The organism is Variovorax sp. Root318D1 (assembly GCF_001424835.1).
GTDB lineage: Bacteria > Pseudomonadota > Gammaproteobacteria > Burkholderiales > Burkholderiaceae_C > Variovorax.
The window spans coordinates 143,870-166,051 of the sequence record NZ_LMCQ01000023.1 but is presented as its reverse complement, the minus strand read 5'-3'; the positions used below and the strand labels follow the sequence as shown (position 1 = coordinate 166,051).

The window sequence follows — 22,182 nt, the reverse complement described above, 5'->3', positions numbered from 1 at the left end:
TCCGTTTCCAGGTGAAGAAACTCAGGAGGGGCAGCCGGGACTCGCGCCAGCCTTGTACAGATTGGTCTGCAAAACCACTTGCGTGTCCTCTTGCATGCCGTAGCCGATGGCCGTGACGCGAAAGAGATGCGAGGCATTGCGCGCGCTCGCGCTTTGCAACTGGCCCGACTGCCAGCCGCCGAGATTGCGAACCGCCTCCACGATGTAGCGCGGCGCACGTACCGGCAACGTTCCGGCGCGCGCTTTCGTGGCTTCGCCGCCCGAGGCAAAGCTTTGTCCGGTGAAGGTGCCGTAGACGACGGATGTCGTGCTGTCGGCCGCGAAGTCGGCGGTCATCCAGGCTGGCTTGTCGCCGGCCTCGGCGGGCGCACACAGCCCTTGTCGCATGCCCGCGCCACCGCATCCGGGGACGAAGGCCGAGATATCGCTGCCGCTGAAAAGACAGAGGCGCTGAGCCGCGCTGGAATTGGGGCCGAGCACGTCGCGTTCGGCGTCGACGAGCGCGGCTTCCGCGGCCTGGAACGCAACCTCGGTGTCACGGTCGTTGCGCGCACTTCGCTCGCCCACCAAAGAAACCTGTGCCGCACCGATGCCCAGCACCATGGCAATGACCAGCATCAACAGCACCACGATCAACGAGAAGCCTCGCTGCGGCAAGCGATCCGCGCGGGTCACGGCACCGGCTCTTTCATGACGTTGCGCAGCATGACCGTTAAGGTCGAGGTGCGCCGCAGCCTGCCATCGGCCGGGGGCTTGAAACTTGTACTCGAGAACTCCGCGCCCAGCGGGTACAGCGGTTCGCCCTGCACACGAGCCCAGCTGTTGTTGCGGCCACTGCGCGCGACCATGCCGATGCGCAGGCCGACGACCTTGCGCCATTCGCCATTGATGGCCGCTACCGATCCCGCCTGCGCCTCCAGTTGCGCGGCGTCGAGCCAACGCTCGGGCACGCCATCGCCGTTGCCGTCGTAGGCGTAGATGACCTTGAACACCTCGATGCCGCGTGCGAGCGTCTCGGACCTGAACGTGTCCGCCGTTTCGCTGTGGTACTTGCAACAGAGCTCGGGCTCTTTGTCGGCCGCTTCGGCGACGTGGAAGAAGCTCCACGCACGATCGGCAAGCGCCGGCTTGCCGGTCGACGGCCCGGCCTGCGCGATTCCCATGCAGTCGACCATGGTGCCATCGGGCTCGGTACCGTCGCCCCCGGTGCGGCTGCGGCCGAAGAAGCGCACGCGAAGCGAGTCGCTTCCGTTCACGCCCTTGCTGTTGTGGGTGCCGTGGCTTTCGCCTGTGGCGCTGACCTTGGCATTGCTCGCGCCGACGATGTCGAGGTCGGACGGATCGTCCGCAGAAGCCGCCAGATTGGCACTGCTGGCAATGACCACGGTGCCGTCCGCGGCGGTGTGGTCGGGCGCGTAATCGGAATAGCCGGCCTGACGCACGACACCTCGGACGACGAAACCTGCGAACCTCAGCGAATCTTCTACCGCCTGCGCTTCCGCGTTGGCAACGAAGAGCTGCTTGCTGCCGAGGAAGGTTGCCGTGGCCGCAAGCACGACCAGCAGCCCGGCAGCCATGGCGACCAGCAGTTCGACGAGCGTCATGCCTTGCTCGCGGCAAGGCCGTGCGGCGTCAGGAGCCGTCATGGCCAGCCTGCGCCCAGCCAGAGACCAGCTGCATCACGAGACGCGGTGGAAGCTCCCGTTGCGATTCGCCCTTCTGCCTGCCGCTTGATGCATCGGCATGCGGTGTCCAGCCAAGCTTTGCGACCAGGCTGCGGCCGCTCTGGCTGCATGTCCAGGCGAATTCGCCGGCCGCCGCGTTCCAAGGCTTGTCGTCGAAGCACACGCGCACCCGGGCGCCAGGCAACGCCTTGGCGACTCGGCGTATCCATTCGTCCATGTCCCACGCGGCCAGACCCGCTGCGTCGCAGGTCGCACCTGGCGCCGCGCAGCCGCCGGTCGCGGGGCTCGAAGCGGCACCCTCGGCCGAGCGATCGACCAGATAGGTGTTGGCCGCGCCGTTGCCTGCCGCGACGCCCGGGTTCATGCGAACCTTTTCCGACAAGTCGCGCACGAGCCCAACCGCCGCATTGAACGTGGCGGCCTCCTTGCCCGCGCGCACCGCCGCCAGCAGCATGCCAATCGCGCCCAGCAGGCCGATGCTCAGCACGGCAACTGAAACGAGCACCTCCACGAGCGAAAAGCCCGCGCCGGACCGTCTTGTGGTCGTCATTTTTCGATGTCCTCCCGTCCTGCAACTTGTGTTGCTTCTTTATTCCTGCCATCGAATCCGGAGCGTAGGCATTGCCTTCAGCGGTGGATTTACCGTTCATCCGCTTTGGACTGCCGCTCGTATGATCCGGCGGCCCAGGTGTTAAATAATTCTTCTCGCAGTCCATGCCCTCTCCTGAACAAGACGCGCAGCACATGGCCACCGCCTTGCGGCTGGCTTCCGCCGCGCTGTTGCTGACCGACCCCAACCCGCGCGTCGGCTGCGTGCTGTGCGATGCAGAGGGCCGGGTGCTGGGCCAAGGCCATACCCAGCAGGCCGGTGGGCCGCATGCGGAAGTAATGGCGCTGCGCGATGCGACGGCCAAGGGCCATGCAGTCGAGGGCGCCACCGCGTACGTCACGCTCGAGCCCTGCTCGCACCACGGGCGCACCGGCCCCTGCTGCGACGCCCTCATTACGGCCGGCATCGGTCGGGTCGTGGCATCGTTGGCCGATCCGAATCCGCTGGTGGCCGGCCAGGGCTTCGCGCGTCTTCGCGCGGCCGGCGTCCAGGTGGAAACCGGCCCGGGCGCCGCCGAGTCGCGCGAGCTCAACATCGGCTTCTTCAGCCGCATGGTCCGCAAGCTGCCCTGGGTGCGCCTCAAGGTGGCGGCCTCGCTCGACGGCAAGACCGGCCTGGCCAACGGCGTGAGCCAATGGATCACCTCCGAAGCCGCCCGCGCCGACGGCCACGCCTGGCGCGCCCGTGCCAGCGCGGTACTGACCGGCGTGGGCACCGTGCTCGAAGACAACCCCCGCCTCGACGTGCGCCTGGTCGATACGCCGCGCCAACCGCATCTGGTGGTGGTCGACAGCCATTTGCAGACGCCGCCTGACGCTCATGTTTTCATAGCAGGCCGGCCGGTGTGGATCTATGCCGCAGCGCGCAACGAAGCCCGCGCCAAGGCGCTGGAGGCACGGGGTGCCACGATCACCTGCCTGCCCAACGCAAGCGGAAAGGTCGACCTGGCCGCCATGCTGCAAGACCTGGCTCAGCGCGGCGTCAACGAACTTCATGTCGAGGCCGGCCACAAGCTGAACGGCTCGTTGATTCGCGAAGGCTGTGTCGACGAACTGCTGATCTATCTGGCACCCAAGCTGATCGGCAGCGGCCTGGAGATGGCAAGCCACCTGCACGCCGAGGGCCCGCTCACCACGTTGGCGGCCGCGCTGCCGCTCGAATTCAAGTCGGTGGAGATGCTGGGACCAGATATTCGGATCGTGTCGCGGGTGAGCGGACGCGACAACTTCTAATCGCCTCGCGCTTTCAGGGGACGGATCACATCGCCCTAAAGCGCCATGAAAAGCCGGGGGGCTCACGCATCTGCGAAAATGCACGAATGTTCACCGGAATCATTACCGGCGTGGGGCGCATCGCCGCCATCCACGACCTCGGCCCCTCCTCCTCCTACGGCAAAAGACTCGGCATTTCGGTGCCCGACGGGTATCTCGACGATGTCGGGCTCGGCGACAGCATTGCGCTCAACGGCGCGTGCATGACCGTCACCACCCTCGATCCTGCGCAGCAGCAGTTCACCATCGACATTTCGGCCGAATCCCTCGACAAGACCGCGGGCCTCACTGAAGACGGCGCCCGCATCAACCTCGAGAAGGCGCTGCGCGCCAGCGACCGGCTGGGCGGCCACATCGTCTCGGGCCATGTGGACGGCATCGGCAGAGTGAGCCACTTTGCACCGGTCGGCGAAAGCTGGGAGCTGCGCGTGCTCGCACCGCACGCACTGGCGCGCTTTCTGGCCTACAAGGGCTCCATCACGATCAACGGCGTGAGCCTGACCGTCAACAGCGTGGACGACAGCGCCGATGGCAGCGAGATCAGCATCAACCTGATTCCGCACACCGTCGAGAACACCTCGCTGGGCGACCTGAAGTCGGGCTCCCAGGTCAATCTCGAAATCGATACCGTGGCGCGCTACGTGGAGCGGATGCTCCAGGCCGGCGTTCTTGCGCCCTCACCCATGGCCTCCACGCAATCCACGTATTCCAAGGACACTGCCGAATGAACGCTTCCGTCACACCCATCGGCGCGCCCCGCACTTCGCGGGCACCCGCGCCGATTTCCTCCGTCGAGGAGATCGTGGCCGAGCTCGCCGCCGGCCGCATGGTCATTCTGGTGGACGAGGAAGACCGCGAGAACGAAGGCGACATCGTCATTGCGGCCGACCACATCACGCCCGAATCCATCAACTTCATGGCCCGCCATGCGCGCGGCCTAATCTGCCTCACGCTCTCGCGCGAAATGTGCGAGCGGCTGCAACTGCCGCCCATGGTGTCCCGCAACGGCGCCAAGCATTCGACCGCCTTCACCGTCTCGATCGAAGCGGCCGAAGGCGTGACCACCGGCATCTCGGCCGCCGACCGTGCGCGCACCGTGCAGGCGGCCGTGGCGCGCAATGCCGTGGCCAGCGACCTGGTGCAGCCCGGCCACATCTTTCCGCTGCAGGCGGTGGACGGCGGCGTGCTCATGCGCGCCGGCCATACCGAAGCCGGCTGCGACCTCGCGGCCATGGCCGGCTGCTCGCCCGCCTCGGTGATCTGCGAGGTGATGAACGAAGACGGCACGATGGCGCGCCTGCCCGACCTGCAGGTTTTTGCGGCCGAGCACGGGCTCAAGATCGGCACCATCGCCGCGCTCATCGAGCATCGCAGCCGTACCGAATCGCTGGTTGAAAAAGTCGGCTGCCGCGACATCCAGACCGCCTGGGGCACCTTCACCGCCCACGCCTTCACCGACAAGCCGAGCCGCGGCGTGCACCTTGCACTGGTGCGCGGCAAGTGGGAACCCGAAGACACGGTGTCTGTGCGCGTGCACGAGCCGCTCTCGGTGCTCGACGCGCTCGAGATCAACCGCTCGCTGCACTCGTGGAGCTTGGACGCCAGCCTGGCGCACATCGCGAACGAAGGCAAGGGCGTGGCCGTGCTGCTCAATTGCGGCGAAACGGCCGGCGAGCTGCTCGCGCAGTTCGACGGCACCGCGCGCCCCGCGCAAGCCCCCGAGCGTGGCCGCATGGACCTGCGCAGCTACGGCATCGGTGCGCAAATCCTGCGCGAATGCGGCGTGCACAAGATGAACCTGCTCGGCACGCCCCGCCGCATGCCGAGCATGGCCGCAGGCTACGGCCTCGAAATTGCCGGCTACCTCACGAAAGACTGACACGACATGCAAGGTGCAAACAAGGGCGCGGATGCAAAGCCGCTCGACGGAAAAGGGCTGCGCATCGGTATCGTGCAAGCACGCTTCAACGCCGACATCACCGACGGGCTGGCCGCGGCCTGCCTCGCCGAACTCGAGAAGCTCGGCGTCGCCGCAGACGACATCCATCATGTACAGGTTCCCGGCGCGCTCGAAGTGCCCGTGGCCCTGCAAGCGATGGCCGTGCGCGGCGGCTACCACGCGCTGGTGGCGCTGGGCTGCATCATCCGCGGCGAGACCTACCACTTCGAACTGGTGGCCAACGAATCGGGCGCGAGTGTGAGCCGCGTTGCGCTCGACCACCGCCTTCCCGTCGCCAACGCGATCCTCACGACCGAAAACATGGAGCAAGCCATTGCCCGGCAGACCGACAAAGGCCGCGATGCGGCCCAGGTGGCTGTCGAGATGGCGCAATTGCTGGCCTCCCTCAAATGACCGAAGACAACAACAAGACAGCAGGCGCCAAGCCCCGCCAGGCGCGCACCGGACTCACCAGCACGGGCGCGCGCAAGGCGTCGGCCAAGTCGAACCGCAGCCGCGCGCGCGAATTCGCGCTGCAGGCGCTCTACCAACACCTGGTGGGCCGCAACGACCCGACCGAGATCGATCACTTCACGCGCGACCTCGCGGGTTTTCACAAGGCCGACGCTGCGCACTACGACGCGCTGCTGCACGGTTCCATCGAAGGCGCCGAGCAACTCGACGCACTGATCCGGCCGCTGCTCGATCGCAAGTTCGAAGAAATATCGCCCATCGAACATGCCGTCATGTGGATCGGCGTGTACGAGTTCCAGCACTGCCTGGACGTGCCATGGCGTGTGGTGCTGAATGAATGCATCGAGCTTGCCAAGGAATTCGGCGGCACCGACGGTCACAAGTACGTCAACGCCGTGCTCAACGGCCTGGCGCCTCAACTGCGCGCTGCCGAGGTCGAGGCCGACCGGGCCTCGGGCAAGGCCAGGACGTGAAGATTTCGGCGCGCGCACAGCGCATCGAACCCTTCTATGTGATGGAGGTCGCCAAGGCCGCCGGTGTGCTCGCGCGCGAGGTGGCCCACACCGACCGGCCGATGATCTTCCTGAACATCGGCGAGCCCGACTTCACCGCGCCACCGCTGGTGCAGGAAGCCGCCGCGCGCGCCGTGCGTGCCGGTGCCACTCAGTACACCCAGGCCACCGGCCTCGACCTGCTGCGCGAGCGCATCAGCGGCTGGTACGCGCAGCGCTTCGGCGTCGACGTGCCGGCCCGCCGCATCGTGGTGACCGCGGGGGCTTCGGCCGCATTGCAGCTGGCCTGCCTCGCACTCATCGAATCCGGCGACGAGATCCTGCTGCCCGACCCCAGCTACCCCTGCAACCGCCACTTCGTGAGCGCCGCGGACGGCAAGGCCGTGCTGATACCGACCACGGCCGAAGAGCGCTTCCAGCTCACCGCCGCCAAGGTGGAGGCCGCATGGACCGACAAGACGCGCGGCGTGCTGCTGGCCTCGCCCTCCAACCCCACGGGCACCTCGATCGCGCCCGACGAACTGCGCCGCATCCACGAAGTGGTGTCGCAGCGCGGCGGCATCACGCTGATCGACGAGATATACCTGGGCCTCTCGTACGACGAAACTTTCGGCCAGACGGCGCTGGCCATCGACGACAACGTCATCAGCATCAACAGCTTCAGCAAGTACTTCAACATGACCGGCTGGCGCCTGGGCTGGCTGGTGGTGCCGGAAGCACTGGTGCCCGTGATCGAACGGCTTGCGCAAAACCTCTTCATCTGCCCCAGCACGGTGTCGCAATACGCCGCGCTGGCCTGCTTCGAGGAACCGAGCATTGCCGAATACGAACGCCGCCGCGCGGAGTTCAAGGCGCGTCGCGACTGGTTTATTCCGCAGCTCAACGCACTGGGCCTCGACGTGCCGGTGGTGCCCGACGGTGCCTTCTACGCCTGGGCCGACTGCACCCGGATCGCCGAGAAGCTGGGCATTTCGGGCAGCTGGGATTTCGCTTTCGAAACCATGAAGCGCGCCCACGTCGCCGTCACGCCCGGGCGCGATTTCGGCACCGCCGAGACGGCCAAGTTCGTGCGCTTCTCCACCGCCAGTTCCATGGCGCATCTGCAGGAATCCGTCGAACGCCTGCGCGCCATGATCGCGAACCCCGCCCGATGAGCTACGCGTTTCCGATCCGCGTCTACTGGGAAGACACCGACGCCGGCGGCATCGTGTTCTACGCCAACTACCTCAAGTTCATGGAACGCGGCCGGACCGAATGGCTGCGCTCGCTGGGCGTGGAGCAGCGAAAGCTGCGCGAGGAAACCGGCGGCCAGTTCGTGGTGAGCGAAACGCAGCTCAAATATCATCGCCCTTCCCGCCTGGACGACGAACTGCTGGTTACAGCCGATCTTCAACAACTGGGCACTGCGTCGTTGATAATCGGTCAACGCGTGCTATCAAAAACAGAGCAAGAGCGTACAGGAGCCTCGGCACCCGTCCTGCTGTGCGAAGGCACGATCCGCATCGGCTGGGTGGATGCTTCCACGTTGCGCCCCGCGCGCATACCGAGCCAAGTTTCGGGAACCCTGGAGCGCTGCGGCGGCTCCATGACTCAACCTTTCAAGCCATGAACCAAGACCTCTCCATCATCAATCTCCTGCTCCATGCGAGCTTCGTGGTGCAACTGGTCGTGCTCTTGCTCGTGATCGTCTCGATCGCCAGCTGGGCCGCGATCATCCGCAAGTACTTTTCCCTGCGCCGCATGCGCGCGCTCAACGACGACTTCGAGCGCGAATTCTGGTCGGGCACCAGCCTGAACGAACTGTTTGCCTCGGCCGCGCAGAACGCCAAGTTCGCCGGCCCCATGGAGCGCATCTTCGCTTCGGGCATGCGCGAGTACCAGAAGCTGCGCGAGCGCCACGTGAGCGACGCCCCCACCCTGCTCGACGGCGCCCGCCGTGCCATGCGCGCGAGCTTCCAGCGCGAACTCGACGCGGCCGAGCAGAACCTGTCGTTCCTCGCGACCGTCGGTTCGGTGTCGCCCTACGTCGGCCTCTTTGGCACCGTCTGGGGGATCATGCATGCCTTCACCGGCCTGGCCGCGCTCGCGCAAGTGACGCTGGCCACCGTCGCGCCCGGCATTGCCGAAGCGCTGGTGGCCACCGCCATCGGCCTGTTCGCCGCCATCCCGGCCGTGGTGGGCTACAACCGCTTTGCGCGCGAGATCGACAAGATCGCCATTGCCCTGGAGACCTACATCGAGGAGTTCTCCAACATCCTGCAGCGCAACCTCTCGGCCAACCCGGCCGCGGTGGCGTCGGCAACTTCGGCGGCTCCGGCCAACCGCTGAACGGAGGTCCAGCGCATGCCCGCCGTTTCATCCCGGGGCCGAGGCCGCCGCACGATCAACGAGATCAACATGGTCCCGTTCATCGACGTGATGCTGGTGCTGTTGATCATCTTCATGGTCACGGCGCCGCTCATCACGCCGAGCGTGATCAACCTGCCCTCGGTCGACCGCGCCAACAAGCAGCCCGACAAGCCGATCGAGATCGTCATCAAGAGCGACGACGAAGTTCAGATCAAGAAAGACCCGTCCACCGGCAGCGGCGGCGCGTCGATTCCCATGACCCAGATCGGCTCCGCGGCCAAGACCGCCCAGGGCGGCGACGACCAGCGCCCCGTGGTCATCAGCGCCGACAAGTCCGTCAAGTACGAAACCGTCGTGAAGGCGATGAACCAGCTCAAGCGCAGCGGCATCGAGCGCGTGGGCCTGTCCGTCACCACCACGGGCGGCAAATAAGGCATGTCGCTCGCCCTGGATCGCCCCGAGTTCGCACCACCACCGCAGCGCGGCACGCCGCGCGCGGTGATGCTCGCACTGGTCGCGCATGCACTCCTGATCGCGGCGCTGACGTGGGGAGTGCGCTGGCGCAGCGAGGCCGACGACGGCGCTGTCGATGCGGAGCTGTGGTCTTCCACGGTGCAGCAGGCTGCGCCGCGCCTGTCCGCACCGCAAGCGCCCACGCCCGCCCCCGCACCACCGCCGCCTGCGCCCGCACCGCCCCCGCCGCCGCCGCCGCCGCAAGTGAAGGCCCCGGAGCCCGCGCCACCGCCGCGTGCACCTGACATCGCCCTGGAGCGCGAGAAAAAGCTCAAGGAAGAAAAAGAGCAAAAGGAACGCGAGCTCGAGCGCCAGCAACAGCAGCGCAAGAAAGAGCTCGAGGCCAAGCAGCGCGCCGAAGACGAAGCCGAGCGCAAGAAGGAACAGCAGAAAAAGCTGGCCGAGCAGCAGAAGAAGCAGCAGGAAGCCGAGGCCAAGCAGGCCGAAGCGAAAAAGCAGCAGGAAGCTGCCGCCAAGCAGGCGGCTGCCGACCGCGCCGCAACGCTCAAGCGCATGCAGGGCCTGGCCGGTGCGAGCGGCGCCGACGATTCAAAGGGCACGGCGCTGCGTTCGTCCGGGCCGTCGAGCGGCTATGCGGGACGCATTGCAGCGGCGGTGCGGCCGAACATCACCTTCCCCGATGCGGAGACGGTGAACGGCAACCCCGCGGCAGAGTTCGAAGTGAATCTCGCGCCAGACGGCACCATCGTCGGCGTCAAGCTCACCAAGTCGAGCGGGCTCCCTGCCTGGGACGAAGCCGCGGAACGCGGCCTGCACAAGACCGACAAGCTGCCGCGTGATACGGACGGGCGCATCTTCCCGTCCCTGATCGTCTCGCTGCGTCCCAAGCGCTGACGGCGCAGCATCGATTTGCGCATCGATTCCGGGCGGTTTCGGACCACCGCCCGGAACTCGTCCGATGCCCCGTTGTCTACCGGCGGACAACAACAGCCGGGTGCCATGCCCGCACAAGATGAATCCCAACGGCCGCATCCGCTACGGCAGCAGTCCGCTGCTTGCCAGTCCCACGCCCGTGTGGCGCAGCAAGTTCATCGTCGCCAGCATCGCCTTCGGCTTCGTGCTGCTGGCGGGCCGTGCGGCCTACATCGAGATCTTCGACAACGACTTCTTCCAGCACCAGGGCGATGTGCGCTACCTGCGCACGCTGGAACTGCCTGCGAACCGCGGCCGCATCCTCGACCGCAATGGGATGATCCTGGCCTCCGACGTTCCCGCGCCCAGCATCTGGGCCATTCCCGAGGACATCGAGCGCGACGACCCGGCGGTGCAGGCCAAGCTCAAGCAGGCGGCCAGGTTGCTTGGCATGCCGCAAAAGGATTTCGACAAGAAGCTCGAGGACGAGGACAAGAGCTTTGTCTGGATCAAGCGCCAGGTCGACCCGTCGCTCGGCCGGGAGATCGCGGCGCTCGGCATCAAGGGCATCTACCTGCGGCGCGACTACCGCCGCCAGTACCCCGAGGGCGAGGCGGCGGCGCACCTGGCCGGCTTCACCAACGTGGAGGACACCGGGCAGGAAGGCGTGGAGCTTGCCTTCAACCACGAACTGGCCGGCACATCCGGCTCGCGCCACGTCATCAAGGACCGGCTGGGGCACATCGTCGAGGACACCGAGGACCAGGTGCCGCCGACCGATGGCCACGACGTCCAGCTGAGCATCGACGACCGCGTGCAGTTCTTCGCCTACGAAAAGATCCGCGACGCCGTCATCGCCAACAAGGCGCACGCCGGCAGCGTGGTGGTGGTCGACGCCCGGACGGGCGAACTGCTGGCCATGGCCAATTACCCGAGCTACGACCCCAACGATCGCCGCAATCTCACCGGCGAGCAGCTGCGCAACCGCGCGATGACCGACGTGTTCGAGCCCGGCTCGACGATGAAGCCAATCACCGTTGCCACCGCGCTGCAACTGGGCCGCGTCACGCCCAAGACCATCATCGACACCAACCCGGGACGCATCACCGTGTCGGGCGCGACCATCCATGACGACGAGAACTTCGGCGTGCTCACGGTCGAGGGCGTGATCCAGAAGTCGAGCAACGTGGGAGCCACCAAGATATCGCAACGCATGTCGGCCGAGGAGATGTGGAACTCGCTCACGGCCGTCGGCCTCGGGCAGAAGCCGCAGACGCCCTTTCCCGGTGCGGTGACGGGGCGGCTGCGGCCATGGAAGTCATGGCGCCCGATCGAGCAGGCCACCATGTCCTATGGCTACGGCCTGTCGGCCTCGCTGTTCCAGATCGCGCATGCGTACACCGCCTTCGCCCACGACGGCGAGGTGATCCCGGTGAACCTGCTGAAGAACAACGGCGAGCAGCCGGCCGGCGTGCAGGTGTTCTCGCCGCTGGTGGCGAGCGAGGTGCGCCAGATGATGCACTTGGCGGCCGCGCCCGGCGGCACCGCGCCGCTGGCACAGACCGAGGGCTATTCGGTGGGCGGCAAGACAGGCACCGCGCATAAGCAGGTCGGCAAGGGTTACGCGGGCAACAAGTACCGCGCCTGGTACACGGGCATGTCGCCCATCGACAAGCCGCGCATCATCGTCGCGGTGATGGTCGACGAGCCGAGCGCCGGCAAGTACTTCGGCGGTCTGGTGGCGGCGCCGGTGTTCAGCCAGGTGGTGCAGCAGACGCTGCGCATCATGAACGTGATGCCCGATCTCGCCGTGGCGCCGATGGCGCACTGAGCACAGCCGCTCGTTTAGGATCGTCGGCAACTCATTGCCTGGCGCTCCTGACATGGTCGAAACCACTCCCGCCGTTCGCCTCGAAGACCTGACCCCGCTCCCCTACCAGCAAGCACTTGCCGCCCATCTGCAAGCGAACGAGCCCGAGGTCTGGCGCTGGGCTGCCTCGGCTGAAGCGCGCGAGGAGCATGCCGCGGCAGTGCGCGCCGACCTGCTGCGCAATTCGTACCGGCTCGATGCCGATGCCCATCCCGATCTGCACGCGCATTGCACCGCGGCCGCGCAGCGCATGGGCATCACGGCACGCGTCACGCTTTACCAGGCGGGCGACGGCACGATGAACGCCACGCTCTACTTCCTGCCTGGCGAGGCGCACATCGTGCTCTCGGGCCCGCTGCTGGAACGCCTGCAGGGCCCCGAGCTGCAGGCCGTGCTCGGCCATGAACTCGCGCACTACCTGCTGTGGGAGCGCGACGGCGGCAAGTACCACGTGGTCGACCGCATCCTGCAGGCCGCGGCCGCCGATTCGCGCGCCGACGCGAGCCACCTGCATGCGGCGCGCCGCTACGGCCTCTACACCGAGGCCTTTGCCGACCGCGGTGCCTGCATCGCCTGCGCGGCATTCGAACCCGCGGTCACCGCGCTGGTCAAGGTGCAGACCGGCCTCGCGCAGGTCAACGCGGCGAGCTACCTGCGGCAGGCCGACGAGATCTGCGCCGAGCCCGAACTCCAGACGCGCGGCACCAGCCACCCCGAGGTGTTCGTGCGAGCGCGAGCGTTGCGCCTGTGGACCGAGCGCCAGCCCGAAGCCGACGAATGGCTGGCGGGCGCGCTCGAAGGCCCGCTGGACATCGCCACGCTCGACCTGCTCGGCCAGCAGCGCGCCAATGCACTGACGCGCGAGACCATCGCCCAGTTGCTGCAGCGCCCGTTCCTGCAGTCCGAATCGCTGCTGGCCCACGCGCGCCGCTTCTTCCCGAACTTCGCGCCGCCCTCGGCGACCATGCCGCCGCCCGCGCCGGTGCCGGCTGGCGTGCACGACTACCTGGCCAGCGTGCTGGTCGATTTCGTCGCGGCCGACCCCGACCTCGACGACATCACGCTCGCCGCCGCGCTCGGTCTGGCCGAAGCCATGGGCTGCGCCGACCAGCTCGAACAGCGCGTCGTGAAAGACATTCGTTTTCCCAAGCGCAGCCTGACCCGCGTGAAGCGCGATGCCGCCAGCCTGCTTGAAAAGGCAGCGGCCCAACATCTTCAGGGCGCATCCGTATGACGACACCCGCCGTCTCTCCTCTGCTGCAGCTGCTGGACACCGCCGACGCCCACGGCGGCCTGCAGACCGACGACGTGCTGAGCCTCGCGCTGCCACTGCTGCGCGAAGTGTCCGCATTGCACGACCAAGGCAAGGTCGCTGCGCTCGGCAGCGCCTTCGCCTACCGTGTCGACGACGCACCCGCCCTCGCGCTCGCACAGCCCACAGGCGCAGAGCCGCGCCAGAACCGCGAAGCCATCGCACCGCTCGAACAGCCCGCGGCTTCCGTGCTGCGCGTGGTCGGCGAACACCGCGTGACGCTCGATGCCGACGAAGGCGTGTCGGTCGAAAACCTTGCGCTCATGGCCGACGCCTCGCCCGACGCCCTGCCGACGCGCCCCGTGTACCTGCCCGGCTACACCGCATGGGAGTTGCGCTTCGGGCATCACGACGCGCTGACCGACATCCTCTGCCTCGGCCAGGTGCTCGCCAGCCTCTCGTGCGGGCTCGACTTCACCGACACCGAGGACCTGAGCCGCTTTGTCGCGAGCCGCGGCAACCTGTTCGCACTCAACCGCCGCCTGCACCCGGTGGTGGCTGCGGTGATCGGCGAGATGACCGCGCTCGACCGCCACGAACGCGCGCGCGACCTGCCCTCGGTGATTCGCCGGCTCGAAACCTACCGTGACCAGCCCCTGGACCTCGGCCTCGACCGCATCGCGCCCGCCAGGGACGGCGCGGGCCAGCGCCGCCAAGCAATCCGCCTGCACCTGCGCGACCGCCTCTTCGACCTCTCGCGACGCAACCGCCTGCTGCATTTCAAACCCAGCCAGACGCACGTGAACCTCACGGTGGCGAGCGTGCCGCTGGTGGTCGACATCAAGAACATCCGCGTCGACCAGCTCTGCGTGTGGGACGGCCGCTTTGCGAGCGACATCGCCACCTGCGACCCCGTGCCGCTCGCGCGCTGGCTGCGCTTCGAAGACCAGCCCTACCTGCCGGGCGCGCTCGACCGCATCCTGCAGGAGGCGCGACGCGACCGCTCCGAGTACGGCTTCTCGCAGCTGTCGCTGGTGATCGCCTTCCTGCGCTGGCACAACCTGAAAGAAGGAGAGACCGAGCGGGCCGAGCGCATCGCGTCGCCGCTCCTGATGCTGTCGGTCGAACTCACGCGCAAGAAGGGCGTGAAAGACCAGTACCTGCTTGAAGCCGCCTCGAGCGAAGCCCAGGTCAACCCGACGCTGCGGCACCACCTGCGCCAGCTCTACGGCATCGTGCTGCCCGAGACGGTGGATCTGCGCGAAACCACCATCGAGCAGTTCCATGCCCAGCTCGCCGCACAGATCGCGGCCAGCGAGCCCGGCGTGCAGCTGCGGCTCGTGAAGCAGCCCGAAATCGAACTGATTCATCAGCGTGCCCGCCAGCGGCTCGAACAGTTCAAGCGCCGTGCCCGTGTGCGCAACCCCGGTGCGCAACCCGTCGCGGCGCAGGACTTCAGCTACGCGCGCGACGACTTCCGCCCGCTCGGCCTTCAGCTCTTTCACGCGAAGGTGCGGCCGGTCCCGCTGCCGTTGCGCGATGCGGTCGGCGCCCGGCCCGGGCCGCGCGCACCGCAGATGGCCTCCACCGCAGCCCAGACCGAGCGCGAGACTTTCACGCTGCGCGAAAGCACCGGCAACCCCTACCAGTGGGACGTCGACCTCACCTCGGTGACGCTCGGCAATTTCAACCATCGCAAGATGTCCCTGGTGCGCGACTACTCGGCCCTGAGCGAAACCGAAATCGCGAGCGAGGCCTTCGACCGCGTGTTCTCACTGCAGCCGCGCCAGGTCGATGCCGAACCGCCGGCCGCGCTGCCGCTGGCCGACCAGTGGCCCGTGGTGCAGGCCGACGCCACGCAGACCGCCGCCGTGGCGCTGGCGCGCACCGGCACCAGCTACATCATCCAGGGGCCACCCGGCACGGGGAAGTCGCAGACCATCACCAACCTCATCGCCGACTACGTGGGCCGCGGCCAGCGCGTGCTCTTCGTCTGCGAGAAGCGCGCCGCCATCGACGTGGTGTTCCACCGGCTGCGGCAGCAGGGGCTGGACGAACTCTGCTGCATGATTCATGACTCGCAGGGCGACAAGAAGGCCTTCGTGCAGAACCTCAAGAAGACCTACGAGCACTGGCTCGCGTCGCCCGAGGAACTGGAGGCCGAGACCCGCGAGCGCACGCAGCTCGTCGACACCATGGACGCCGACCTGAAGGCGCTGGAGCGGTTCGACGCCGCGATGCGCGAAGCACCCGAACACCTGGCCGTGACGGTGCGTACGCTGATGGCGCGGCTGATCGCGCTCAAGCCGCACGACCCGGCGCTCACGCCGTTGCAGGCCGAGGCCCTGCCCACCTTCGCGGCCTGGCGCCGCCATGCCGACCTGATCGCCCGCCTGCACCTCGCCGTGACCGAAAGCCTGGGCGTGCCGTATCTTGCGCAGCATGCCTTCGCGCAGCTCGCACCGGCGCTGCTGCGACAGGAGCGGCCGCTCGCGCGGCTGGTCGAACTCGGCGACCGCGCGGCGGAACAGATCGGCCCGCACCGCGATGCACTCATCGAAGCCTGGCCGCCGCTCGCCGACGCCCGTGCCCTCTGGGGCGACGCACTGGCCGTGGTGGCCGACGCACGCCGCGTGGCTGCGCTCGCCGCGCGCGGGCATCTCTCACTGCTCGACACCGCACACCCCACCAGCCTCGCTTTCGGCGAGGCGATGACGCAGCGCCGTGCGTTGCAGCAGGTGCTCAAGGAAGCCCTCGAGCGCACGATCCACTGGCGCGACAAGTTCTCGCCGGGCGACACCGAAGCCGGCCTCGCACAGGCCAAGGCGCAACAGGGCTCCTTGCTGCGCTGGCTCCAGCCCTCGTGGTGGCGGCTGTCGGGCGAGCTCAAGCGCCGCTATGAGTTCGCCAAGCACGCAGTCCGCCCGCTGCCCAGCCAGGTGCTCGAGGAACTGCTGGCCGAGCACACGGCCCGCTCGGCCGTCGGCAAGCAGGCGGCGCAGATCGAAGCCACCTACGGGTGCACCGACCCTGACGAATTCGTGCAGCAGCTCGACACCCTGCGCCGCGGCGATGGCACCGGCAACGGCGTGCGTGCAGCCTTCCATGCACACCTGCGCACCGAACCCGGCGCGAGCCGCAACGTCGAACGGCTGGCCGCCCTCGGCCAGCGCACGGACGCGCTCGATGCCCTGTGGCTCGACCTGTTGGCCGACCCTGCCGCCCAGCCGCTGGCGTCGCTCGAAGCGCTGGCCCGCACGATGCGCGAGCAGGCCGACACCCTGCCGACGGTGCTGCCCCACTTGCAGGAACTGGCCGATGCCGATCCGGCGGTGGCCAGGGCGCTGCGCACGCTGCCGCTCGCGCCCGACGCGGTCGAATACGCCGTGGCGCACGAAGGGCTGGAGCGGGTCTACCGCACCGAGCGCTGGCTGCCGCGTTTCGACAGTGCCGCGCTCGCGCGCCATGCGCAGCGCCTGGGCGAGGGGGAACGCAAGCTGCTCGACCGCAACGCCCGCACCCTTGCCGCCGCGGTGCGCCAGCGCTTTCGCGACCATGTGCAGAAGAGCGCCCTGCCCGCAAGCCAGCTCGACACCGGCGGCAAGCTCTTCAAGAAAAGCTACAGCGCGGGCCGGCGCGAACTCGAACACGAGTTCGGCAAGACCATGCGCTACAAGGCCATTCGGGAACTCGCCTCCGGCGACACCGGGCAGGTGGTGCGCGACATGAAACCGATCTGGCTCATGAGCCCGCTCTCGGTGTCGGACACGCTGCCACTCGCCGCCGATCTGTTCGACGTGGTGATCTTCGACGAGGCGAGCCAGATTCCGGTGGAAGAAGCCGTGCCCGCGCTCTACCGCGCGCCGCAGATCATCGTGGTGGGCGACGAGATGCAGCTCCCGCCGACGAGCTTCTTCTCCTCAGGCCGCGATCCGGAGGACGACACGGTGTCGGTGGAAGACGAGGGCGACCGCATCGCCGTGGTGCTCGATGCCGACAGCCTCTTGAACCAGGGCGCGCGCAACCTGCCGGCCACCCTGCTCGCCTGGCACTATCGCAGCCGCTACGAGTCGCTCATCGGTTTTTCGAACGCAGCCTTCTACGCGGGCAACCTGTTCACCATTCCGGACCGCAGCCTGCCCGCGGCCGCGCGCGACGAGATCCTCGTGCAGTCGCGCAACCCGACTGACGAATCGGTGGCGGCGCAGGTCGATGCCCTGCTCTCGCGCGCCATCAGCTTCCACCGCGTGAACGATGCGGTCTACGAAAACCGCATCAATGACGGCGAGGCACGCCACATTGCACAACTGGTGCGCGAACTACTCAAGCGCGAGACCGGGCGCAGCCTCGGCATCGTCGCGTTCTCGGAAGCGCAGCAGACCGAAATCGAGGCCGAGCTCGATGCGCTGGGGGCCACCGACAGCGACTTCGCCGCGCGGCTCGAGGCCGAGTACGTGCGCGAGGAAGACGACCAGTTCTGCGGTCTCTTCATCAAGAACCTGGAGAACGTGCAGGGCGACGAGCGCGACATCATCATTCTCAGCATCTGCTACGGCCCGAACCCCGACGGCCGCATGCTGATGAATTTCGGCCCGATCAACCAGCGCGGCGGCGAGAAGCGGCTGAACGTGATCTTCAGCCGCGCACGGCATCACATGGCGGTGGTCTCGACCATTCGCCACGAGGCGATCACCAACGATCACAACGAAGGCGCCGCGGCCCTCAAGCAGTTCCTGCGCTATGCGGAGTGCCTGTCGCGCGGCGACTCGGCCACCGCGCGGCGCGTGCTCGAGGGCATGAACCCACTCACGCGGGCCAGCAGCGCCCAGCATGCGCGTGCCGACGAGGTGACAGCGCAGCTCGCGGCCGCGCTGCGTGCGCGTGGCCACGAAATCGATGAACAGGTGGGCCAGTCGCGCTTCCGCTGCGACCTTGCGCTACGCGCGCCCGAGGCCGGCCACTATGCACTGGGCATCCTCGTGGACACCGCCACGCATTACGAGAACCGCAACGTGCTCGAACGCTACGTCTCGCGTCCGCGCGTGCTCGATGCGTTCGGCTGGCAGGTGGTGCAGGTGCTCGCCAAGGATTGGCTGCATGCGCCGGAGGCCGTGCTCGAACAAATCGAACTGGCTCTGCGCAAGAAGGGAGACAAGGCGGGCGAACTTGCCGCCGCCACTGCGACCAGCGCACCAGGCACAGCCGCTTGAGGTCGAGTTCGGCCTGCGAGCGCGCGCGGGTGCTACGCAACCGCGCGCCTTGCTTGCCTCTTTATTCGTAAACCACCGAGGCTTTTCCAGCTTCCGCCTGCGCCGTCCAGCTCGCGAGCGCTGCATCGGTCGGGAAGAACTTGGCGCGCTCGCCAAGTTGCAGTTCGACCTGCGCACCACCGCGCGCCATCGAGAGACGCACCGGTAGCCCCTGCACCAGATCGCCGTGCTCGCTTTGCTCGGTGCGCGGAGGAAAGTCTTTCACCAGGCGGGCGATGTCGGGCGCCTTGCCGTTCACGGCTACCCGCAGGAACTTGCCGAAGCGGCATCGCGCCGTGGCCAGGTCCCACACCTGCTGCACCTGAAAGCGCGCCTCGAATCCGCCGCGCCCCGGCTGCAGCCGGCCGCTCACGATCACCAGTTCGTCGTCCTTCAAGGTGTTGCGATTCGCGTTGATCAGCGCCTCGTCGGCGGTGGCGTCGATCGAGTCCGACTTGTCGTCGAGCTTGAAGATCGCCAGCCGGCCGCGCTGGCCGTTGATCACGCGGAAGTCGCTCACGATGCCCGCAATTACCTGCTGCTCGCGGGTGTCCATCAGGTCGCCGATCTCGCGCTTGCAGAAGCGCCGCACCTCGTGCGAGATCTCGTCGAACAGATGGCCCGAGAGATAGAAGCCCACGGCCGTTTTCTCGTAGGTGAGCCGCTCCTTCACGCCCCAGGGCGTCGCATCGACCAGCTCGGGCTCCTGCGTCGCCGAGCCGTGCTCGCTATCGCCGAAGATGTCGACCTGCGCGGCATTGGCCTCGGTGGCCGACGAGAACTCGAAGGCGCGGTCGACCGATGCAATGAGCGACGCGCGGTTCTGCTGGATCGCGTCGAAGGCGCCGGCCTTGATGAGCGCCTCGACCGTGCGCTTGTTGATGCGCTGGCGATCGATGCGCACGCAAAAATCGAACAGGCTCTTGAACGGCCCGCCTTCTTCGCGCGCCCGCACGATGGCCTCGACCGCCAGCTGGCCCGTGCCCTTGACGGCGCCCAGGCCGTAGCGAATCACCTTGTCCGTGACGGGCTCGAAGCGGTAGTTGCCGCGGTTCACGTCCGGCGGCTCGAAGGTGATGCCGAAGTTTTTCTGCGCGTCTTCGAACAACACCTTGAGCTTGTCGGTGTCGTCCATTTCCACGGTCATGTTGGCGCAGAAGAACTCGGCCGTGTAATGGACCTTGAGCCAACCCGTGTGGTACGCCAGCAGCGAGTACGCGGCGGCGTGCGACTTGTTGAAGCCGTAGCCCGCGAACTTCTCCATCAAGTCGAAGATCTCGTCGGCCTTGTCCTGGGGAATGCCGTGTGTCGAGAGTGCACCCGCGCGGAATTTCTCGCGGTGCTCGGCCATCTCCTCGAGCTTCTTCTTGCCCATTGCGCGGCGCAGCAGGTCGGCGCCGCCGAGCGAGTAGCCGCCCAGGATCTGCGCGGTCTGCATCACCTGCTCCTGGTAGACCATGATCCCGTAGGTCTCCGACAGCATCTCGGCCACGGCCGGGTGCGGATACTCCACCTCTTCGCGGCCGTGCTTGCGCGCCACGAAGCTCGGGATCAGGTCCATCGGGCCCGGACGGTACAGCGCGTTGAGCGCAATCAGGTCTTCCAGGCGCGTGGGCCGTGCGTCCTTCAGCATGCCCTGCATGCCGCGGCTTTCAAACTGGAACACCGCCTCCGTCTTGCCCTCGGAAAACAGCTTGTAGGTCTCGCGATCGTCCAGCTTGATGTTCTCGTACGCGAAGTTCTCCTGGCCCTTGTGGCGCTTGACGATGAACTCTTTCGCAATCTCGAGGATGGTGAGCGTGGCGAGGCCCAGAAAGTCGAACTTCACGAGGCCGATGGCCTCCACGTCGTCCTTGTCGTACTGGCTCACGGCCGAGTCGCTGCCGGGCTGCTGGTAGAGCGGACAAAAATCGGTGAGCTTGCCGGGCGCAATCAGCACGCCGCCCGCATGCATGCCGATGTTGCGCGTCATGCCTTCGAGCTTTTGCGCCAGCTCGACCAGCATGCGCACTTCTTCTTCCTTCTCAATGCGGGCCGCAAGCTGCGGCTCCATCTCGATGGCGTAGTTGTTCTTGTCGCCTTCGACCTTCGGATTCGGCGGGTACTGGATCGTGACGGGCTGGCCCGGCTTGTTGGGAATCAGCTTGCTGATGCCATCGCAGAACATGTAGCTCATGTCCAGCACGCGGCCCACGTCGCGGATGGCGGCGCGCGCGGCCATGGTTCCGAAGGTGGCGATCTGGCTCACCGCGTCGCGGCCGTACTTGTCCTTCACATAGTCGATCACGCGGTCGCGGTTGCCCTGGCAAAAGTCGATGTCGAAGTCGGGCATCGAGACGCGCTCGGGATTCAGGAAACGTTCGAACAGCAGCTTGTATTCGAGCGGATCGAGGTCGGTGATCTTCAGCGCATAGGCCACCAGCGAGCCCGCACCCGAGCCCCGGCCCGGGCCCACCGGACAGCCGTTGTTCTTGGCCCACTTGATGAAGTCGCCCACGATCAGGAAGTAGCCGGGGAAGCCCATGTTCAGGATCGTGTTGATCTCGAACTCGAGGCGCGCCACGTAGCGCTCGCGTTGGGCCTCGCGCTGCGTTGCGTCAGGATAGAGGTGCACCAGCCGCTCTTCAAGGCCCGCAAACGACTCCTGGCGGAAAAACTCGTCGATCGGCATGCGAACGCCTTCGCTGACGAAAGGCGTCGGGAAGTCGGGCAGCTGCGGCTTGCCGAGCACCAGCGTCAGGTTGCAGCGCTTGGCAATCTCGATCGTGTTGGCCAGCGCGCTCGGCACGTCGGCAAAGAGCGCTTCCATCTCGGCGCTCGACTTGAAATACTGTTCTTCGGTGAACTTGCGCACGCGGCGCGGGTTGCCGAGGATTTCGCCTTCCGAGATGCAGACGCGCGCCTCGTGCGCCTCATAGTCCTGGCGCTCGGCAAACTGCACCGGATGCGTGGCGACCACCGGCAGGCGCAGCCGGGCCGCGAGCTTCACGGCGGCAATCACATGCGGCTCGTCTTCGGGGCGGCCCGCGCGCTGCAGCTCGATGTAGAAGCGATGCGGGAACATGCCTGCCAGCTGGAGCGCCAGTTCGGCGGCGCGCTCCTCCTGCCCCTGCAGCAGCGGCGCGCCCAGCGGGCCGGCCTGCGCACCTGAGAGCGCAATCAGCCCGCCCTGCAGTTCCGCGAGCCATTCGAGCTTGCAGGCCGCCTGCGACTGGCCGCGGCCCACGTTCTGCGTCCAGGCCCGTGCCAGCAGTTCCGACAGGTGCAGGTAGCCTTCCATGTTCTGCACCAGCAGCACGATGCGCGTGAGCACGCCGGGCTCCTTGCCCAGCCCCTCGATGAAAATCTCGGCGCCGATGACCGGCTTGACGCCCTTGCCTCGCCCCTCTTTGTAGAACTTGACCGCGCCGAACAGGTTGTTCAGGTCGGTGATGGCGAGTGCGGGCTGCTTGTCGGCAGCGGCCGCCTTGACCACTTCGTCGATTCGGTTGGTGCCGTCGACGACGGAAAACTCGGTGTGCAGGCGCAGGTGAACAAACATCCTTCCATTGTAGAAAGCCGCACTCCACGATGTGGGTTGACGAT

At 67.0% G+C, this 22,182-nt stretch carries 17 protein-coding genes; 13 read left to right on the top strand and 4 right to left on the bottom strand.

Annotation, left to right across the window (positions count from 1 at the left end; translation table 11 throughout):
* Positions 1 to 21: 21 nt before the first annotated feature.
* Genes ASC78_RS21690 through pilV form a run of 3 tightly spaced genes read right to left on the bottom strand, consistent with a single transcriptional unit; the run spans position 22 to position 2,235 of the window.
* On the bottom strand, positions 22 to 675 hold the full coding sequence (locus ASC78_RS21690) for a pilus assembly PilX family protein (protein ID WP_157634508.1): 654 nt from the start codon (positions 673 to 675) through the stop codon (positions 22 to 24).
* Positions 672 to 1,646, bottom strand: a complete 975-nt coding sequence (locus ASC78_RS21685) for a PilW family protein (protein ID WP_082517633.1) — start codon at positions 1,644 to 1,646, stop codon at positions 672 to 674. The genes ASC78_RS21690 and ASC78_RS21685 overlap by 4 nt, the downstream gene beginning before the upstream one ends.
* Positions 1,633 to 2,235, bottom strand: coding sequence for a type IV pilus modification protein PilV (gene pilV / locus ASC78_RS21680; protein WP_082517622.1), 603 nt, complete (start codon positions 2,233 to 2,235; stop codon positions 1,633 to 1,635). Before pilV ends, ASC78_RS21685 begins: the two co-directional genes overlap by 14 nt.
* A gap of 164 nt (positions 2,236 to 2,399) precedes the next feature.
* On the opposite strand from pilV, the gene ribD reads away from it, so the two are divergent.
* The 13 genes from ribD to ASC78_RS21615 all read left to right on the top strand — a co-directional run bounded on the left by ribD (position 2,400) and on the right by ASC78_RS21615 (position 18,558).
* Positions 2,400 to 3,527, top strand: a complete 1,128-nt coding sequence (ribD, locus tag ASC78_RS21675) for a bifunctional diaminohydroxyphosphoribosylaminopyrimidine deaminase/5-amino-6-(5-phosphoribosylamino)uracil reductase RibD (RefSeq protein ID WP_055806099.1) — start codon at positions 2,400 to 2,402, stop codon at positions 3,525 to 3,527.
* Positions 3,528 to 3,613: 86 nt separating this feature from the next.
* On the top strand, positions 3,614 to 4,294 hold the full coding sequence (locus tag ASC78_RS21670) for a riboflavin synthase (RefSeq protein ID WP_055806095.1): 681 nt from the start codon (positions 3,614 to 3,616) through the stop codon (positions 4,292 to 4,294).
* The gene (gene ribBA / locus ASC78_RS21665; protein ID WP_055806092.1) at positions 4,291 to 5,445 is read left to right on the top strand and encodes a bifunctional 3,4-dihydroxy-2-butanone-4-phosphate synthase/GTP cyclohydrolase II; all 1,155 of its coding nucleotides are present in this window, start codon (positions 4,291 to 4,293) and stop codon (positions 5,443 to 5,445) included. The genes ASC78_RS21670 and ribBA overlap by 4 nt, the downstream gene beginning before the upstream one ends.
* Before the next feature lie 6 nt (positions 5,446 to 5,451).
* Complete coding sequence (gene ribH, locus ASC78_RS21660) at positions 5,452 to 5,919, top strand: 6,7-dimethyl-8-ribityllumazine synthase (RefSeq protein ID WP_055806089.1); 468 nt, start codon at positions 5,452 to 5,454, stop codon at positions 5,917 to 5,919.
* Positions 5,916 to 6,452 (top strand): transcription antitermination factor NusB, encoded by a 537-nt coding sequence (gene nusB / locus ASC78_RS21655; protein ID WP_055806086.1) that lies wholly within the window; start codon positions 5,916 to 5,918, stop codon positions 6,450 to 6,452. The genes ribH and nusB overlap by 4 nt, the downstream gene beginning before the upstream one ends.
* Positions 6,449 to 7,645 carry a pyridoxal phosphate-dependent aminotransferase gene (locus tag ASC78_RS21650; RefSeq protein ID WP_055806083.1) on the top strand — a complete coding sequence of 399 codons (1,197 nt, stop codon included), beginning with the start codon at positions 6,449 to 6,451 and terminating at the stop codon, positions 7,643 to 7,645. Before nusB ends, ASC78_RS21650 begins: the two co-directional genes overlap by 4 nt.
* On the top strand, positions 7,642 to 8,100 hold the full coding sequence (locus tag ASC78_RS21645; RefSeq protein WP_055806080.1) for a YbgC/FadM family acyl-CoA thioesterase: 459 nt from the start codon (positions 7,642 to 7,644) through the stop codon (positions 8,098 to 8,100). Before ASC78_RS21650 ends, ASC78_RS21645 begins: the two co-directional genes overlap by 4 nt.
* The gene (tolQ, locus tag ASC78_RS21640) at positions 8,097 to 8,819 is read left to right on the top strand and encodes a protein TolQ (RefSeq protein WP_055806079.1); all 723 of its coding nucleotides are present in this window, start codon (positions 8,097 to 8,099) and stop codon (positions 8,817 to 8,819) included. Before ASC78_RS21645 ends, tolQ begins: the two co-directional genes overlap by 4 nt.
* Positions 8,820 to 8,834: 15 nt before the next feature.
* The gene (locus ASC78_RS21635) at positions 8,835 to 9,272 is read left to right on the top strand and encodes an ExbD/TolR family protein (protein WP_055806077.1); all 438 of its coding nucleotides are present in this window, start codon (positions 8,835 to 8,837) and stop codon (positions 9,270 to 9,272) included.
* Positions 9,273 to 9,275: 3 nt separating this feature from the next.
* Complete coding sequence (gene tolA / locus ASC78_RS21630; RefSeq protein ID WP_055806075.1) at positions 9,276 to 10,208, top strand: cell envelope integrity protein TolA; 933 nt, start codon at positions 9,276 to 9,278, stop codon at positions 10,206 to 10,208.
* A 118-nt stretch (positions 10,209 to 10,326) separates the two neighbouring features.
* Entirely contained in the window at positions 10,327 to 12,057 is a 1,731-nt protein-coding gene (locus tag ASC78_RS21625; protein WP_055806073.1) for a peptidoglycan D,D-transpeptidase FtsI family protein, read from the top strand.
* Between the two features lie 52 nt (positions 12,058 to 12,109).
* The gene (locus ASC78_RS21620; protein WP_055806070.1) at positions 12,110 to 13,330 is read left to right on the top strand and encodes a SprT-like domain-containing protein; all 1,221 of its coding nucleotides are present in this window, start codon (positions 12,110 to 12,112) and stop codon (positions 13,328 to 13,330) included.
* Positions 13,327 to 18,558, top strand: a complete 5,232-nt coding sequence (locus ASC78_RS21615) for an AAA domain-containing protein (protein WP_055806067.1) — start codon at positions 13,327 to 13,329, stop codon at positions 18,556 to 18,558. The genes ASC78_RS21620 and ASC78_RS21615 overlap by 4 nt, the downstream gene beginning before the upstream one ends.
* A 61-nt stretch (positions 18,559 to 18,619) precedes the next feature.
* Here ASC78_RS21615 and dnaE read toward each other — a convergent pair whose 3' ends face one another.
* Positions 18,620 to 22,138 carry a DNA polymerase III subunit alpha gene (gene dnaE / locus ASC78_RS21610; RefSeq protein WP_055806065.1) on the bottom strand — a complete coding sequence of 1,173 codons (3,519 nt, stop codon included), beginning with the start codon at positions 22,136 to 22,138 and terminating at the stop codon, positions 18,620 to 18,622.
* Positions 22,139 to 22,182: the final 44 nt, after the last annotated feature.

Excerpts from the sequence above, each read along its gene's own strand:
- ASC78_RS21685 (WP_082517633.1), bottom strand. The coding sequence starts at position 1,646 with ATGACGGCTCCTGACGCCGCACGGCCTTGCCGCGAGCAAGGCATGACG.
- pilV (WP_082517622.1), bottom strand. The coding sequence starts at position 2,235 with ATGACGACCACAAGACGGTCCGGCGCGGGCTTTTCGCTCGTGGAGGTG.
- ribD (WP_055806099.1), top strand. The coding sequence starts at position 2,400 with ATGCCCTCTCCTGAACAAGACGCGCAGCACATGGCCACCGCCTTGCGG.
- ASC78_RS21670 (WP_055806095.1), top strand. The coding sequence starts at position 3,614 with ATGTTCACCGGAATCATTACCGGCGTGGGGCGCATCGCCGCCATCCAC.
- ribBA (WP_055806092.1), top strand. The coding sequence starts at position 4,291 with ATGAACGCTTCCGTCACACCCATCGGCGCGCCCCGCACTTCGCGGGCA.
- ribH (WP_055806089.1), top strand. The coding sequence starts at position 5,452 with ATGCAAGGTGCAAACAAGGGCGCGGATGCAAAGCCGCTCGACGGAAAA.
- nusB (WP_055806086.1), top strand. The coding sequence starts at position 5,916 with ATGACCGAAGACAACAACAAGACAGCAGGCGCCAAGCCCCGCCAGGCG.
- ASC78_RS21645 (WP_055806080.1), top strand. The coding sequence starts at position 7,642 with ATGAGCTACGCGTTTCCGATCCGCGTCTACTGGGAAGACACCGACGCC.
- tolQ (WP_055806079.1), top strand. The coding sequence starts at position 8,097 with ATGAACCAAGACCTCTCCATCATCAATCTCCTGCTCCATGCGAGCTTC.
- ASC78_RS21635 (WP_055806077.1), top strand. The coding sequence starts at position 8,835 with ATGCCCGCCGTTTCATCCCGGGGCCGAGGCCGCCGCACGATCAACGAG.
- tolA (WP_055806075.1), top strand. The coding sequence starts at position 9,276 with ATGTCGCTCGCCCTGGATCGCCCCGAGTTCGCACCACCACCGCAGCGC.
- ASC78_RS21625 (WP_055806073.1), top strand. The coding sequence starts at position 10,327 with ATGAATCCCAACGGCCGCATCCGCTACGGCAGCAGTCCGCTGCTTGCC.
- ASC78_RS21620 (WP_055806070.1), top strand. The coding sequence starts at position 12,110 with ATGGTCGAAACCACTCCCGCCGTTCGCCTCGAAGACCTGACCCCGCTC.
- ASC78_RS21615 (WP_055806067.1), top strand. The coding sequence starts at position 13,327 with ATGACGACACCCGCCGTCTCTCCTCTGCTGCAGCTGCTGGACACCGCC.
- dnaE (WP_055806065.1), bottom strand. The coding sequence starts at position 22,138 with ATGTTTGTTCACCTGCGCCTGCACACCGAGTTTTCCGTCGTCGACGGC.